Below are 16,139 nucleotides of genomic sequence, written 5' to 3' on the forward strand. Positions count from 1 at the left end.
AGGTGCAGCTTTCCGTATTAAGTTTGCCTGTAGCCTGGCGGCATTCGCCAGGGCATCCGCTGTGTTTATCGCTTTGCATAAGTATGACAGTTGAAAGCACGGTTACCGCTACGTGATCATGAAAAAAATCTGAAAATAGTTTCGAGGCACACCAGCAGCAGGCTCAGCAGCACCTTCCGAAGTATGGCGAGCGCCTTTTTGATGTGGTTGTCCACGGTATTGGTGGAGATGTTTAGAAAGGCGGCGATCTCTTTGTGGCTCATTTCTTCGTAGCGGCTCAGCAGAAACACCTTTCGGCATGCGGGCGGGAGTGTATCAATGGCTTGCTGCACCTTTTGCTGTAGCTCCTGTAGCTCCAGGTACTGGCCAGCCGCTGAGGTTTTTGCCTGCTGTTGCTGATACTCCAGGCCCATGGTATGGCGGCGCTTTTGGCTGCAGGCATAGTTCAGAGCTTTGTTGATGGCGGACCGGAACAGGTAAGCTTCCGGATTCTCCACGGCCTGGCGGTTTTCAAGGTTCCAGAACTGTACGAATGCCTCCTGCACCACGTCCTCAGCCGCGTCCATATCGCCCAGCATGCGGTGCACGTGCCGGCACAGGCGCGGATAATGGCGCCGGAACAGAGTTTCGTATTGCTGCAGGTCGTCCTGGTAGTCAGGCATAGGTATGGGGTGTGGCTGCTCACAAAAGTATAAAAATCTTTTGTAGAGAAGCCTGCCTGCTATCAGATTTACCTTGAAGCAGTTGAGGGCCCTGATGCCGTTACTGAGAAGGCTGTGGTTGCTGACCGTCTAAAAGCCCCTGACGGCGTGCGGCCGCTTTCCGCAGAAAGTATACTTTTGTAGTATGATGGATGCAAAGTTAGAAGCTGCAGGCGAGTTGGAACTGCGGGCGTGGAGCCTGCCGGATGTGCGGAAGATCACGCAGTATCGGCCGGCACAGCACCTGCTTTTCTGGGTGGTATACGTGGTGTTTTTCGGGTTGCTCTACGGCAGCTACATCGACGACTACTACAACGCTTTTATGGTGGAGTTGGTGGAACTGCCCTTTAAAATGGGACTGGTATACTTTAACATGTACTACCTGCTGCCGCGCTACCTGCTGCAAAATCGCTACCTGGAGTTTTTTACATACCTGTTGTTACTGATGGCGCTCATTGCGGCCCTTATGCAGTTTGTATTAGTGCCCTTTCTCATTCATCCTTTTTTCTGCCCTACTACCTGCACTGAAGACAACCTGACCTTTTACCGCTTCGTGAAAAACGGGGTGAACATCAGCTATGTGGTGGCCATTACGGCAGTGATCGCACTGCTCAAAAACTGGTACAGCCACCAGCAGGCCGCCCGCAACCTAACGCAAGATAAACTGGAGGCAGAATTGAAGGTGCTCAAAGCGCAGATTCACCCGCACTTCCTGTTTAACACGCTGAACAGCCTGTACTCGCTCACGCTTAAAAAGTCGGATAATGCGCCGGAAGCGGTGCTGAAATTATCTGGACTGATGAACTACATGCTGTATGAGGCCAATGCTGCCAAAGTACCGCTGGAAAAAGAACTGAACTATATCCGCAACTACATCGCGCTGGAGCGTATTCGCTATGGGGAGCGCGTAGACGTGGCGTATACCGAAGCTGGAAATATAGCAGGCCAGCACCTCGCGCCCATGCTGCTGCTGCCTTTTGTAGAGAATGCCTTTAAGCATGGTGTGAGCACAGAAACAGGTAATGCCTGGATCCGCATTGATGTAAAAGTGCAGGACCAGCGGCTGGTATTATTGGTGGAGAACTGCAAATGCGGTGACCGCGCCAGCCGCAGCACCCGCGATATGGCTTCGGGCATCGGCCTCAAAAACCTGCGCCGCCGCCTGGAGCTGCTTTACAAAGATCGGTTTGTGCTGGAGGTGGAAGATGAGGCGGAAAGCTATGCCGCACGCCTGGAACTGCACCTGGAGGAATAGTGCAGGAATTCGAAGAAGGATTTCACAACAAGTATAAACGACGATGAAGATCAGATGCATGGTAGTGGACGATGAGCCACTGGCGCTGGATGTGCTGGAAACGTTTATTCAGCGGCTGGACAACCTGGAGCTGGTGTGCCGCTGCCACAACGCCGTAGAGGCCTACAACTGCCTGCAAAGCGAGCACATCGACCTGGTGTTCCTCGACATCCAGATGCCCAAGCTTACCGGCATTGATTTTCTCAAGTCGCTGGCCAACCCGCCGAAGGTGATTTTTACCACCGCTTACCGCGATTACGCCCTTGACAGCTACGAACTGAATGCGGTAGATTATCTGCTCAAGCCTATCGCGTTTGAGCGCTTCCTCAAAGCAGTGTCGAAGGTAACGCCGCAGGAGCAGCGAATGCCGGCGTTAGCTCCCGCAACTACTGCTGCCTCTTCCCTGACTGCTGCTCCGGATTATAAGGAAGCTTTTATCTACCTGAAAGCCGATAAGAAGATGGTGAAAGTGCTGCTCTCCGAAATTCTTTACATCGAGAGCCTCAAAGACTACATCCGGGTAAAAACAGAAACGAAGGAGATCATCTCCTATCAAAAAATCTCTTTTCTGGAAGAGAAGCTACCAACCGACAAGTTCCTGCGCATTCACCGCTCTTTTATTGTGGCACTTGATAAGATACAGGCCTTCTCCGCCACAGCCGTAGACATTGGCAAAAGCGAAATTCCTATTGGCCGCTTCTATAAAAACGAAGTACTGCAGGTGCTCAACCAAAATAATCTGCTGGAGTTATAAAGTAAGCCATTGCCCTGTTTTATACCTATACCTTTAAGATAATCGCTGCCGCTGCAAACACCAGGAGCAGGATGCGCTGTGCAACTCCTGCTCTTGGTTAAGTTATAGCCTTTCTAGTTGCTGGCGGGTGCGCTCACTGTTTTGCAGGTTGCCGGTGTTCACGGTACTGGCCGGCTCAAACATCAGTACTTCGGCTTCCGCGTTGGCAACCGGCTTGTGCTCTACGCCGCGCGGCACGATGATGAACTCCCCCGGATTTAGCGTCACTACCTTGTCGCGGAGGTGCAGCTCGAACTGCCCTTTTATCACCATGAAAAACTCATCCTCATTCTCATGATGGTGCCACTCAAAAGGGCCCAGGAACTTGGCAATTTTAACCTGCTGGCCATTCAATTCACCTATTACACGCGGGTTCCAGTGGTCGTTGAACTGGCTGAACTTTTCGGCTATGACTACTTTATCGATTCCTTGATTTTCCATATATGATTTATATCATCTGTTTTTATTTGGACTGATTCTAAATAGCGTGTAACTTTGCTGTATCATAAATTAGTACTGTGAAGTTAGGACAGATGATGCAAACAACCAGCGTAGTAACCGAAATTTATACTTCCGCAGCAGGAAGTATGCTGCAGTGCGACCGCCGAAATCGCCTGCTGCTAAATTTTTCCGGTGTGCTTACTGTGCTGAAGATCGAAACTTTCCTGCGCCTGAAAAAAGCAGTAGACCAAGTGGATGTGGCGCAGATGGCTTCCTCAACCAGCCGTAGCGCAGATGTTGAAATTATAACGGTGTGTGGCTGCGATAGCTGCTTTGTACTGACGCTTCCAGAGTTGGTTGCCCTGAAAGAGCTTCTGGCCGGCGCCCGGTTCATGCTGGAGCTCAACAGTATGCTGCAGCAATGCCTGCACGCTGAGGTAGCTTAACAGATTAACTTAATTTATACTTGCGATCATAAAAAAGAGCACGGCTGACACCGTGCTTTTTTATGTAGATTACTTCCATTTAGCGCTGGAGCCGTCCTGCAGCACAACTAAATTACAGGAAGATAGTATGCATTAGAAGGTCCCTGTAAAGCAGAATGCCTGTTAATTCAACACCCTGAACTTTATGAAAGACTTACTGAGATTACGAACATCCTTGACAGAAGAAATAGAGCAGATCCTGAACGAGCAGATAAAAATGGAGGCGGAGTCTTCGGCCATGTACTTGGCAATGAGCAGCTGGTGCGACCGCAATGGCTTTGATTTTAGTGCCGGCTACTTTAAAAATCAATCGGACGAAGAACGCGAGCACATGCTACGCCTCTTCAAGTTTGTGTCGGATATGGGCGGCCGTGCGGTTTCGCCGGAAGTAGTTAACATACCGGCAGAGTTTGAGAGCTTCCGGAGCGTTTTTGAGCAGGCGTTGCAGCAGGAAATTGCCGTTACGCAGTCGTTCAACCGCATCGCCGACAAATGCCAGAAAGCGAAAGACTATGTCACGTTCTCTTTCTTACAGTGGTTTTTGAAAGAGCAAATAGAAGAAGAGTATGTAGCCCGGCGTGCGCTGGAGCTGTTTGAAGTAATTGGCGAGGAAGGCACCGGCCACTACGAAATAGATAAGCGGGTGCCGAAGATTACCTATGAGAAGAAGTATGAAGTGTAGCGTTAGTACAAAGTAAAGCTATGAAGCCTTTGGAGCAATCCAAAGGCTTTTTTATTGTACAGTACCAGTATTCTTAGTTTTGACATGCTCCTGGAAAGCGGCCTTAGCTTTTTCATCTGTGGTCTGTGGCACCCACACATTGGCAGGCTGCAGGCATACAACCGGGGCATAGTCGCAGCGGTCGGTGCAGTCGGTTTTTATTACCTCCACCTGCCCTTTCAGGCCTGCTTCCTTGATCATACTTCTGAAAAGCTTGCTTAGCTCTTTACCACCTTTTTTTTTGCATTTGCTGCCCGTGCATACATAGATTACGTTATCCGGAATTGTAAAACTCTTGCTCATGCACAGGTTTACGCATTTCAGCGGCTGAAAGTAAAAGTTCTGGAGTCGATTTCGGTCAGATGTGTCGGAAACAGGAAGAGCAACAGGGTGCTTGCAAGGGCACAAACTGGAGCTAACGTGTTGCTGTCATTAGAAAAACAGCTATAATCTAAAACTTAAAAGCAAAGCAGGCAGGTAAACGTATCTGTAGCACAAACAATAAGCATTGAACATAAGCATCGTCATACCCACTTACAACGAGGAAGCCGCTATTGGCAAGCTGCTGGCCTATTTGCAGCAGCACAGCAGCCCCAGCACCGAAATTATACTTGCCGACGGCGGCAGTACGGATGCTACCCGAAGTATAGCTGCAGGCTTGGGGGTACAGGTGCTGCCCTGTGTCCGCAAAGGCAGAGGACCGCAAATGAATGCCGGGGCTGCCGTAGCTACCGGCGATGTGTTATACTTCCTGCATGCCGACACCTTTCCGCCTGCAGGTTTTGAGGAGCAAATCAGGCTAGCGGTAAAGCAGGGAAAGGGCAGTGGCTGTTTCCGGCTGAAGTTTGATGTGCCACACTGGTTTCTGCGCGCCAACGCCTGGTTTACAAGGTTTGATGTGGACGCCATCCGCTTCGGCGACCAGAGCCTGTTTGTGCGGCGCGACCTGTTTAAAAAAGCCGGTGGTTTTGATGAACGGCTGTTGTTGCTGGAAGACCAGGAGATCATTCGGCGTCTCCGGCAGCTGGCACCTTTCGTCGTGCTGCCTTACCATGTGCTTACTTCGGCCCGCAAGTATACTCAACATGGCGTTTACAAGATCCAGACTGGCTATTTCCTGATCTATACTTTGTACCGGCTCGGCGTGTCGCAGCAGTGGCTGGTTGAAGTGTATAAATGGCTGCTACGGTAAGTGGCGGTATATACAAGCCAGCCTTCACAACTCTCCGGATAAATAGCAGCGGGTACTTATCTTATATTGCTGCAAAAAAGCAATAGCTATACTTGGTAGAGTAGGTATTTAAGCAGTAAGAGAGAGGCTCATTATTCACAATCGTTAAGCAAACTCGTAGTATAAGCCTGTGCTGCAGAGCTATCTTGTTGCTTGAACTATAAATTTTCGACCGTCTGTGTAGATTCTTTGTTCCTGGTAATCCTTTCAGGCTGCTAAACGTAACCTGCTGTGTTTAGCAGCTCAAGTATACCTGCAATAATATTATTGAATATAGATGTATAAACCAACTCCTTTAACATCGGGAATTTAATCGTTATGTGGTCAGGTATGGTTGAGCCGTTTGGTTTTACAGGAACATACTTCTCAGAGTCGTTTGGTAACACCGGTAATTATACTTAGAGCCATGTTTTAAATGTGCCGACTATTTCCGTAACTTCATCTTCCGATTCAAACCTAAACTAACCTTATGAAAAGATCACACCTGTTATCTTATTCGGCTTTGCTGTCCGGATTGATGCTGGGTAGCTGTAGCAGTTCCTCGTCTACAACGAACGCGGGAGCAGACACAGCAGCTCAAACAGCTGAAGCCACCACCGCTGCAGCAGCTCCTGCTATGAACATGGGGCATGGCCTGGAGTTGGCAAACATGGACACTACCGTGGATCCATGCCAGAACTTCTACCTGTATGCCAATGGCGGCTGGATAAAGAATAACCCGATACCCGCTTCGGAAAGCCTCTGGGGATCCTTTAACGAGCTGACCGAGCGCAATAATACCGTGCTGCGCTCGCTGTTAACGCAGGCAGCCTCAAACGATGCTGCGGCAAAAGGTACGCCGGCACAGCTGGTAGGCGATTTTTACGCCGCCGGCATGGATTCTGCAGCCGTAAATGCAGCGGGGTATACGCCCATCAAAAATGAACTGAGCGAGATCGCTGCCATCAAAAACACAACTGACCTGGTGAAAACCGTTGCCGACCTGAAGGCGAAAGGTGTGAGTGGCTTCTTTAGTATGTATGTAGCCCAGGACGACAAGAATAGCACGCAATATGCCCTACAGGCTGGCCAGGGAGGCTTGAGCTTACCGGACCGTGATTACTACCTGAAGGAAGATGAGCGTTCGCAGAAAGTACGCACCGAATACAAGACGCATCTTCAGAACATGTTTCAGCTGATAGGCGATGATGCTGCCACTGCGCAGAAAAAGGCGCAGACTGTAATGAACATTGAAATGAAGCTGGCCAAGGCTTCTAAAGCCCGCGTAGACCTGCGCGACCCCTATGCCAATTACAACAAAACAACTGTACAGGAGTTTGCCAAACAGAACCCGAACCTGAAAGTAACGCAGTTGCTGACCAGCGTAGGCGCGCAAACAGCAAAAGACGTGATCATAGGGCAGCCTGCTTTCTTTAAAGAATTGAACGGCATGTTGAAAAGTATTCCGTTGAGCGACTGGAAAACATATGCACAATGGCACCTGGTAAGTTCTATGGCACCTTACCTGAGCGATAATTTTGTGCAGGAGAATTTCAACTTCTATGGCAAAGTGCTGAGAGGCGCTAAAGAAATGCAGCCCCGTTGGAAGCGTGTGCTTCGCACCACAGACGGCGCAGTTGGCGAGGCCTTGGGCCAGTTGTATGTAAAGGAAAACTTTTCGCCGGAGGCAAAGCAGAAAGCTTTGGAAATGGTGCATAATATTCAGGACTCTTTCCGCGAGCACGTAAAGGGGCTGGACTGGATGAGTGAGGAAACCAAGCAACGCGCACTGGCCAAACTGGAGGCCTTCGCTGTGAAGATCGGCTATCCGGATAAGTGGGAAGCTTACGAGGGACTGGACATCAACCGAAACTCCTATGCCGAAAACGTGATGCGTGCCAACCAGTTTGATTTCCGTAAAAATATCAACAAAATTGGCCAGCCGATAGACCGCACCGAGTGGGGCATGACACCACCCACAGTAAACGCCTACTACAACCCAAGTATGAATGAGATCGTGTTCCCGGCAGGTATTCTGCAGCCACCTTTCTTTGATCCTAAAGCAGATGATGCGGTGAACTATGGTGGCATGGGCGCTGTGATCGGGCATGAACTGACACACGGCTTTGATGACCAGGGCGCGCAGTACGACCCACAGGGCAACCTGAAAGACTGGTGGACAAAAGAAGACAAAGAGAAGTTTACCGCCCGTGCTAATGCTGTTGCTAACCAGTATGACCAGTATACGGTGCTCGATAATGTGCACGTAAACGGCAAACTGACACTGGGCGAAAACATGGCCGATATCGGAGGCCTGAACATCGCGTATACAGCGTTACAGAAGGCATTGCAGAATAACAACCCGGGCAAAATTGCCGGCCTTACCCCAGAGCAGCGTTTCTTCCTGGCTTGGGCGCAGATCTGGCGTACCAACATCCGTGATGAGGCGCAGAATCAGCTGGTGCTGACAGACCCGCACTCTCCGGGCCAGTTCCGTACCAACGGACCTGTATCTAACATGCCGGAGTTTTATAAAGCCTTTAATTGTGACGAAGGGGACAACATGGTTCGCAACAATGAGAACCGTGCGAAGATCTGGTAAGTATTCCTGGAAACATATAAAGAGAAAGGCGCTGGCAGAAGTCAGCGCCTTTCTCTTTTAAGAGCAGTGGGTACGGCAGCTACTTATTCATTATTTTGATGGTGTGCTTTACCAGTTCTTTCGGCCAGTTGCCGGCCTCCACCGGTACGTCAGCTATTTTATCCACTACATCCAATCCGTCGATCACCTCACCAAATACTGTATACTCTGAGTCCAGGCCCGGTTCGCCGCCAATAGTTTCATATACCTTCATCTGCTCCGGGGTATACTGGATGTGGTGCTTGGCCTCATAAGCCCGCAGCTCGGCCTCCGTGCGCGGTTTGCCCTGCACTATGTAAAAGTTGTGTGAGGAGGATTCTTTCTCCGGGTTGCGCTCATCGCCATAGCGAGCCATGGCCAGCGCCCCTTTTTTATGAATATGCTTTGGGGTGATCTCCTGTGGGATCTTGTAGGCGCCCTGCTTCATTTTTCGCTCATCGGAGTCGCCGCCTTGAATGGCGAAACCCTTCACCACCCGGTAAAATTCTCCTTCGTTGTAGAAGCCGGCTTTAGCCAACCGAATGAAGTTAGCCCGGTGCAGGGGCGTGTCTTTATAAAGGCGCACAGTTATGTCGCCGAGGCGGGTGCTGATCACGGCTATACTATCCTGGTTTTTTTCGCCATAAGTTGTTAATACGCCTACCACATTTTCAGATGTCAGGGGATCCAGCTTTGGTTCTGCAGTGGCTTTGGCAGTGCTTTCGTCTTCCTGCTTTTCAGAGGGGCTCCCCTGGTTACACGAGGAGAGAGGGAGCAGGCAGGTAAGCAATAGAGTAAAGAGGCAGGTAATAGCGGGGCGTTGTTTTCTCATAGTGTCCTAATATTTGGCTGAAGCCCTAAGGTATAGATTAATCTGCACTTTATCCACTCGCATCAAAGTACATAGTCATGGAAATATAAAATTGTATTTATTTAATTTAAGGTGCTTAAATTATCCTTTATTCTGCACTTGTCGTATAAGCCAGTTATGCCTTTTTGTAATGCGCTTCCGGGAGGTGTCATTCAAGGGCTGACCATCGCTCATTTTTCGCTCGGCGCCCATTGCGTGGCAGGCGAAATTTCGCGGGCATTGAACTCCTATCACTGCCTGTTATACCTTTCGAATTTGAGGACTCCCTGGCTATGTGGATGAATAAAATGAAATTTTTATTTGCATATACCATCCTAAGTCAGTAGTTTGGAATTGACGTCACTGTTTTTAGTTAAATAATTTTACTACAATCCAAAATTTTAAAGCGTATGAAGAAGAACTTACATTTTAAGAATGTAATGCGTTCCGTGTTGTTTGGCACTGCTATGGCAACGGCTGCATGTACCTTTACCGCGTGTGATAATGAGAGTGCTGATCCGGTAACAACACAGGCTTTACAGCAGGCTGATAGTGAGAATGGAGCTGCTATTGAAGGGCAATACATAGTTGTATTTAACCAAGGCAACAACATGCGTATGGATGCCAACGTGACGTATGCACAGCGCGTGGAGAAGGTGCGGCAAATGGGCAGTGCCATCCTAGCTGATAATGGAATTAAGAATGCGACCATTGTGCAGGCCTATGGCAAAGCGATTACTGGTGTAGCTGCCAGAATGAGTGCGGAAGAAGCCGCTAAACTTAGTTCCGATTCGCGCGTGGATTATATAGAGCAGGACCGGGTCGTAACCCTCGGAAAGCCATCTTCCGGCGGCGGCACCACATCTCCGGGCCAAGTTGTGCCTTATGGCATCACACGTGTAGGAGGAGGAACTACTGCTTCCAGCGCTACGGCCTGGATTATTGATACAGGCATTGACCTGGACCACCCGGACCTGAACGTGGATGTAAACCGTAGCCGCACCTTCTTTACAAGTGGCCGCGATGCCAGCAGCCCTGATGATGGAAATGGCCACGGATCGCATGTGGCAGGTACCATTGCAGCAATAAACAATGGTATAGGAGTAGTAGGGGTAGCACCGGGTACCACAGTAGTTGCGGTAAAGGTGCTTGATTCACGCGGTAGCGGCGCTTATTCTACTGTTATTGCAGGGGTAGATTATGTAGCTGCTAACGGTAAAGTTGGCGATGTGGCGAACATGAGCCTGGGCGGCCCTATTTCTACGGCATTGGATGAAGCTATTATAAAGGCGGCCAACAAAGGTATTAAATTTGCTTTGGCTGCCGGTAATGAGTCAGCGGACGCGAACAATTCCTCTCCGGCACATATCAATAATGCTAACGTATACACCGTTTCGGCCATTGATGCGGATAATAAGTTTGCCTACTTCTCTAACTTCGGTAACCCGCCGATTGACTTTGCTGCGCCTGGCGTTAACATACAATCTACCTGGAAAGACGGAGGTTATAACACGATCAGTGGTACTTCAATGGCCTCGCCGCACGTAGCAGGCTTGTTGCTGCTGGGTGCCGTTAGAGGAGATGGTACTGCCATCGGAGATCCGGATAGTACTCCAGATCCGATAGCACACCATTAACAAATATCAAAAGCTTAAACAAGCGAAAGAGGCAGCCAATCGGTTGCCTCTTTTATTTTACCGATGCTACAGCCGCTTGCGCATCACATAATCGTTCATCCAGTAGGGGCCGATTGGGATGTCCTCCTGCTTAAGCTCATGGTAGCCGCAGCTTTCATAAAAGGATTTCGCATTGTTATACCGGTTCACGTTCAGGTCCAGGAAAACAGCGCCTAATTGTTTTACCATTGCCTCTACCATTGTTATCAGCTTTTTTCCCAAGCCTTTGCCCTGGCAGGAGGGGAGCAGGTAAATCTTGTTGAGCTTGTACACCTTATCCTGCGCTTCCTTCAACGAGAAAGCCGCGAATCCTACCGGCGTTTCTGCCATATAAAGCAGCAAAAAGGTTTGTCCTTCCTCCATTTGCTGTTGCAGCGCTTCCTGAGTATAGATCACCTCGAACATATAGTTTATCTGCTCCTGAGAGAGAATGCTGCTATACGTTGGCTCCCAGATCTGGGCGGCTAAATGATGTATCGTAGAAATGTCGGCCAGTGTGGCCTGGCGTGTGTGATAAGGATGTTCCATGGCGGACATGTGGCTAAGCTGCAAGGTAGCGCTTGCCCCGCAAAATGCCAACACCCATCAACATTGCTTCGTAAGTCATACCTTTGCAGGTAAAGCCGAAGCATTTATTATACTTATTGTATGAAAGCGATCTACTTAGAACAAATTGATAGCCCCTTTATCCTTATTGACAAAGAGAAGCCCCTGGCTGGTCCGGGAGAGGCTGTGGTGCAGGTAAAAGCCGCAGCGCTTAACCACCGCGATGTATGGATACAGCATGGCCGCTACTTTACCAAGGAGTATCCAGCCATACTTGGTTCTGACGGAGCGGGAGTAGTTGCGGAAGTAGGGGAAGGCGTTGATTCAGCATGGATAGGTAAAGCAGTGATCATCGACCCGTCTTCTGATTGGGGAGAGAACCCAAAGGCGCATGGCAAGGAATACAAAGTATTAGGAATGCCGCAGGAAGGCACCTTTGCCGAGTATGTGAAGGTACCGGTTACCAACCTGCATGAAAAGCCGCCGCACTTGAGCTTTGCAGAAGCAGCTGCTTTGCCGCTGGCAGGTGTAACCGCCTGGCGGGCCTTGTTTACCAAGTGTGACCTGAAGGCTGGGGAGCAGGTACTAATTACTGGCGCTGGCGGTGGAGTAGCCCTGTTTGCCCTGCAGTTTGCGGTAGCTGCCGGTGCGCAAGTGTGGGTAACCAGCGGATCGGATGAGAAGTTGGAGAAAGCAAAAGCACTTGGCGCCGCAGGAGGCATCAATTACAGGCAGGAGGACTGGGGAAAAGCGCTGAAGGCGCAGGCCGGCGGCTTCGATGTAAGTATAGACGGGGCTGCCGGCGCCGGCTTTGTGCAACTGGTAAAGCTCGCAAAACCGGGCGGGCGCATAGGCATGTATGGCGGCACCACGGGTATGATCGGGCAAGTTAACCCGGCAGAGATATTTTGGAAGCAGCTGGAGATCTATGGCAGCACCATGGGCACCAACCGGGACTTTGCCGCGATGGTTGCTTTTGTGCGGGAGAAGCAGGTAAAACCTATCGTAGACAGCATATTTCCGCTGGAGCAAGCAGAGCAGGCCATGCGTTACATGGAAGCAGGCAAGCAGTTTGGCAAAATTATTCTAAGCGTAGCTCTTGACTGATTGGCCCGGCAGCAACTTACCGCTACAGAGTAGGGTATAAGGCCATGCTGAAGTATAGCCCGTCGTAGCGATGCTTCGAAGCGTTTTAGTGGCGTTAAAGTGATAGCTTCCTATAAGTAGCGGACCGTCTTCCGCAATCAGTGTAATTGGGAAGACGGTGAAATTAATTACCCTTATAGTGCTGCGGGCAGTATAAAGGAGTATATTTATATTTCAACATATAAAAGCATTAAAGAATCAGTATGGCAACAACAAAAGAGTTTGAGCATGCAGTAGAACAATCAAAAACCTTAACTGAGCGCCCGGATAACGCGACGCTCCTGCAACTGTATGCCCTGTATAAGCAGGCAACAGATGGCGATGTTAATACGGCACGCCCCGGTGGTTTTGATTTCAAAAATATAGCGAAATGGGATGCCTGGAAGCAGCAGGAAGGTAAGCCTCCTGAAGAAGCCCGCCAGCAATATGTGCAGTTGGTACAGCAATTAGCCGGGTAACAATCCCCTTCATTGAAAGGCATCGCAGAGGCCTCCACTAGTACAGTGGTGGCCTTTTTTGCTGGAAAAAACGCTTAAAATTAATTCGCTTATACTTCTAAAATATATTAGCATAGTTATGTATATTAACACATGGAAATGTAACCGGTTATCTCACAAGAGCTTGTGATCATTCCGAGGCATTTCCTTTCTGTTTCACTAAATATACCTATACTATGAAAAAAATTATTTTGAGCAAACTGCTCATGCTGTTGGTGTGCCTTGGCCCACTTACAGCGTTAGGGCAAACTACGGTTCAGGGAACCGTAACAGACTATGGCTCGGGGAATCCGCTTCCTGGGGTGAGCGTGGTGGTAGTGGGTACTACGACCGGTACTACCACCGATGCTGCTGGTAAATTCTCGATCCAACTGCCTAATAACACAGGCCAGCTTACCTTTTCGTACCTGGGCTTTGTGGAGCAAACGATCGATGTGACGCCTACCGTGAAGTCGCTGGAAGTGCAGCTGCGAGAGCGCACCACCAACTTGCAGGAGGTGGTTGTAACGGGTTTGGCAACTACTGTTAAGCGGGCTAATGCCGCCAACGCTGTCGCTACTATCAATACCCGCGAGATTAGCGGCACTACCACGCCTCAAACAATGGATGCGGCAATAAGTGGCAAGCTGGTTGGGGCGAATGTAGTTTCTAATTCCGGAGCGCCCGGTGGCGGTATTGCTATCAAGCTGCGGGGAATCACGTCTGTGTTTGGCAGTGCCGAGCCGCTGTATGTGGTGGATGGCGTCATTATCGATAACTCTTCTATCTCTGCCGGTCTCAATGCCGTTACAGGCGCTGCCAGTGGCGGCAACCCTTCCTCCAATCAGGACAATGCCTCTAACCGTATCGCTGACCTGAACCCGGATGATATCGAAAGCATAGAAGTGCTGAAAGGAGCCTCGGCTGCGGCAATCTATGGCTCGCTGGCTGCAGCGGGAGTGGTGATCATCACAACAAAGCGGGGTGCTGCCGGCAAAACGTTGGTTAACTTTTCTCAGGATGTGGGCGTAACCACGGTATCCCACCTGCTGGGGATGCGCAACCTGAACGAAGAACGGGTGAAAGCCTCTTTCGGAGAAAGCGCTGTTCCGTTGTTTATTGCTGCCCGGGATGCCGGCCGGCTTATAGATTATGAGAAGGAACTCTATGGGCATACTGGTATGCTCTACGACACACGCCTGAACGTAAGTGGCGGAAACGAAAAGACGCAGTTCTTTGTAGGTGGCCTGATTCAGGATGAAGACGGTATCGTTAAGAACACAGGTTACAAAAAGAAGTCGATCCGTTTCAACCTCGATCATACTATCTCTAATCGGTTTGACTTTAGCCTCAGCACCAACTATATCAATTCGTCTGCCGACAGGGGCCTGACCAATAACGATAACGCGGGCGTATCTTTCGGGGTGGCCTTGTCCTCCACGCCGAGCTTTGTGGATCTTTTTCCAAACGAAAGCGGCGTGTATCCGAGCAACCCGTTTGCCGCCTCTAACTTTCTGCAAACCCGTGACCTGATCACAAACAACGAAAATACAGACCGCTTTATCGGGGGGCTCACGCTCAACACCTCACTTTATACAACCGCTACAAGCTCAACCAAGCTGGTGCTGCGGAGTGGCCTCGACTTTTATAACCTGCGAACACATGCGCTGTTTCCTCGTGTGCTGCAGTTTCAGTCGAATGGCAACGGTACGAACGGGGCTTCGATACAGGGCAACAACTATAACCTGAACACCAATTATGCCGCCTTCCTGGTAAACAATACCGCTGTGGCTAATCAGGCTGTAAATTTTACCACAACCCTTGGTGCTACCCGCGAGAATTTCAACCAGGACCAGGTACTCAACGTGGCTACCCAGCTAATCGGTACCCAGACGAACCTGGACCAGGCAGGAGCGGTGCAGGTAGATCAGAACCGGGAGATCGTCCGCAACAAAGGGCTTTTCTTTCAGGAAGAGGTTAACTACAGCGACCGTGTTATAGCCACCGCCGGACTGCGCCTCGACAAATCGTCTAACAATGCGGTCGTAAACGAATTTCAGTACTTCCCTAAGTTCTCGCTGGCCCTGAACCTGGCTAATTTCGAGTTCTGGGATACAGAGCAGGTAACCATGCTGAAACCTCGCGTGGCATACGGCGAAGCAGGTGGGTTTCCTCCTTTCGGGGCGAAGTATACGTCCTTTGTAGCCTCCAATATCGGGGGCCAGCCCGGCTTGTTCCCTGCGCTTCAGCTGGGCAACGAGGACATCAAGCAGGAGCGCCAGAAAGAGCTGGAAGGAGGCATTGACATTGGCCTGTTCAAAGACCGGATTATTTTAGAAGCCACGGCTTACGTTAAAACAGTATCGGACCTTATTCTGATACAGGACGTGCCCGGTTCGTACGGGTTTAGCACCAGAGTAGTAAATGGCGGAGAGCTTCAGAATAAAGGTATCGAGTTGAGCCTGAGTACGACCCCTGTAGAAACGCCCTGGCTGAAATGGGATTCTCACACCAGTTTCTGGACGAACCATTCGAAGATCACGAAGCTGGAAATACCTGCCTTTGCACTCGGCGGCTTTGGCAATACGCTAGGTACTTTCTTTATCGAAGAGGGCAAGTCGGCTACGCAGATCGTTGGTATAAAAGGAGATGAGGGCGTTGTAAAGCTGGGCGATGCTTCGCCTGACTTCCAGATGAACTTCCAGAACTTCTTCACCATCAAGCAAAACCTTTCCTTCTCTTTCCTGCTGTACTGGAAAAAAGGAGGGCAGAACATCAACCTGACACAGCTGCTCACCGACCTGGGAGGCACCTCGGCTGACTATGATGATGACGACAATGGAGATGGGGTGACCAATGCGGCTGAGCGAATAAATGCCTTAGGTGTATCAGCAGAGCCTTTTGTGCAGGATGCCGGCTACCTGCGCCTGCGGGAGATAGGTGTTTATTATGCTTTTCCCAAGCCTGCACTAAGCAGCATTTTCGGATCGCTGGTGCGTGAGGTGCGGGTAGGTGTATCGGCAAACAACCTCTTCACGATCACAGATTATAACGGCTATGATCCTGAAGTCTCCAATTTTGGCGGAAACGGCCTTTCTACGGGCGTAGATGTGACTCCTTTTCCTAATGCAAGAAGGTTGTTCGCGCACTTTTCCATCGGGTTTTAATTTTAAAGCAATA

At 49.9% G+C, this 16,139-nt stretch carries 15 protein-coding genes; 10 read left to right on the plus strand and 5 right to left on the minus strand.

Annotation, left to right across the window (positions count from 1 at the left end; all coding sequences use genetic code 11):
• Positions 1-116 precede the first annotated feature (116 nt).
• Positions 117-662 (minus strand): RNA polymerase sigma-70 factor, encoded by a 546-nt coding sequence (locus ABDW72_RS10040; protein WP_347158418.1) that lies wholly within the window; start codon positions 660-662, stop codon positions 117-119.
• Positions 663-846: 184 nt separating this feature from the next.
• Here ABDW72_RS10040 and ABDW72_RS10045 point away from each other — a divergent pair, with 184 nt between their 5' ends.
• Positions 847-1,956, plus strand: coding sequence for a sensor histidine kinase (locus ABDW72_RS10045; protein ID WP_347158419.1), 1,110 nt, complete (start codon positions 847-849; stop codon positions 1,954-1,956).
• 43 nt (positions 1,957-1,999) lie between these two features.
• Entirely contained in the window at positions 2,000-2,749 is a 750-nt protein-coding gene (locus ABDW72_RS10050; RefSeq protein WP_347158420.1) for a LytR/AlgR family response regulator transcription factor, read from the plus strand.
• 102 nt (positions 2,750-2,851) lie between these two features.
• On the opposite strand, the gene ABDW72_RS10055 is transcribed toward ABDW72_RS10050, so the two are convergent.
• Positions 2,852-3,229 carry a cupin domain-containing protein gene (locus ABDW72_RS10055; RefSeq protein WP_347158421.1) on the minus strand — a complete coding sequence of 126 codons (378 nt, stop codon included), beginning with the start codon at positions 3,227-3,229 and terminating at the stop codon, positions 2,852-2,854.
• Positions 3,230-3,306: 77 nt separating this feature from the next.
• Here ABDW72_RS10055 and ABDW72_RS10060 point away from each other — a divergent pair, with 77 nt between their 5' ends.
• Together ABDW72_RS10060 and ABDW72_RS10065 are read left to right on the plus strand one after the other, a co-directional pair.
• Positions 3,307-3,675: a hypothetical protein gene (locus ABDW72_RS10060; protein WP_347158422.1), complete on the plus strand. Its 369-nt coding sequence runs from the start codon at positions 3,307-3,309 to the stop codon at positions 3,673-3,675.
• Positions 3,676-3,859: 184 nt separating this feature from the next.
• On the plus strand, positions 3,860-4,396 hold the full coding sequence (locus ABDW72_RS10065; RefSeq protein ID WP_347158423.1) for a ferritin: 537 nt from the start codon (positions 3,860-3,862) through the stop codon (positions 4,394-4,396).
• A 51-nt stretch (positions 4,397-4,447) separates the two neighbouring features.
• Here the strand turns inward: ABDW72_RS10065 and ABDW72_RS10070 are convergent, their stop codons facing one another.
• Positions 4,448-4,738, minus strand: coding sequence for a (2Fe-2S) ferredoxin domain-containing protein (locus tag ABDW72_RS10070; protein WP_347158424.1), 291 nt, complete (start codon positions 4,736-4,738; stop codon positions 4,448-4,450).
• Positions 4,739-4,943: 205 nt separating this feature from the next.
• Here ABDW72_RS10070 and ABDW72_RS10075 point away from each other — a divergent pair, with 205 nt between their 5' ends.
• Both ABDW72_RS10075 and ABDW72_RS10080 read left to right on the plus strand, forming a co-directional pair.
• Positions 4,944-5,627 (plus strand): TIGR04283 family arsenosugar biosynthesis glycosyltransferase, encoded by a 684-nt coding sequence (locus ABDW72_RS10075; protein WP_347158425.1) that lies wholly within the window; start codon positions 4,944-4,946, stop codon positions 5,625-5,627.
• Positions 5,628-6,135: 508 nt separating this feature from the next.
• Positions 6,136-8,247: a M13 family metallopeptidase gene (locus ABDW72_RS10080; RefSeq protein WP_347158426.1), complete on the plus strand. Its 2,112-nt coding sequence runs from the start codon at positions 6,136-6,138 to the stop codon at positions 8,245-8,247.
• A 79-nt stretch (positions 8,248-8,326) separates the two neighbouring features.
• On the opposite strand, the gene ABDW72_RS10085 is transcribed toward ABDW72_RS10080, so the two are convergent.
• Positions 8,327-9,097, minus strand: coding sequence for a peptidylprolyl isomerase (locus ABDW72_RS10085; protein ID WP_347158427.1), 771 nt, complete (start codon positions 9,095-9,097; stop codon positions 8,327-8,329).
• Positions 9,098-9,525: 428 nt separating this feature from the next.
• On the opposite strand from ABDW72_RS10085, the gene ABDW72_RS10090 reads away from it, so the two are divergent.
• Positions 9,526-10,752, plus strand: a complete 1,227-nt coding sequence (locus ABDW72_RS10090; RefSeq protein WP_347158428.1) for a S8 family serine peptidase — start codon at positions 9,526-9,528, stop codon at positions 10,750-10,752.
• A 66-nt stretch (positions 10,753-10,818) separates the two neighbouring features.
• Here the strand turns inward: ABDW72_RS10090 and ABDW72_RS10095 are convergent, their stop codons facing one another.
• Entirely contained in the window at positions 10,819-11,319 is a 501-nt protein-coding gene (locus tag ABDW72_RS10095; protein ID WP_347158429.1) for a GNAT family N-acetyltransferase, read from the minus strand.
• A 120-nt stretch (positions 11,320-11,439) separates the two neighbouring features.
• Between ABDW72_RS10095 and ABDW72_RS10100 the strand changes: the two genes are divergently transcribed.
• From ABDW72_RS10100 to ABDW72_RS10110, 3 genes are all read left to right on the plus strand, one after another.
• Positions 11,440-12,444 carry a zinc-binding dehydrogenase gene (locus tag ABDW72_RS10100; protein WP_347158430.1) on the plus strand — a complete coding sequence of 335 codons (1,005 nt, stop codon included), beginning with the start codon at positions 11,440-11,442 and terminating at the stop codon, positions 12,442-12,444.
• Between the two features lie 242 nt (positions 12,445-12,686).
• Positions 12,687-12,941 (plus strand): acyl-CoA-binding protein, encoded by a 255-nt coding sequence (locus tag ABDW72_RS10105; protein WP_347158431.1) that lies wholly within the window; start codon positions 12,687-12,689, stop codon positions 12,939-12,941.
• Positions 12,942-13,156: 215 nt separating this feature from the next.
• Positions 13,157-16,126, plus strand: coding sequence for a SusC/RagA family TonB-linked outer membrane protein (locus ABDW72_RS10110; RefSeq protein ID WP_347158432.1), 2,970 nt, complete (start codon positions 13,157-13,159; stop codon positions 16,124-16,126).
• Positions 16,127-16,139 lie beyond the last annotated feature (13 nt).

It is taken from the genome of Pontibacter chitinilyticus (assembly GCF_039748935.1).
In the GTDB taxonomy this organism is placed as follows: Bacteria; Bacteroidota; Bacteroidia; order Cytophagales; family Hymenobacteraceae; genus Pontibacter; species Pontibacter chitinilyticus.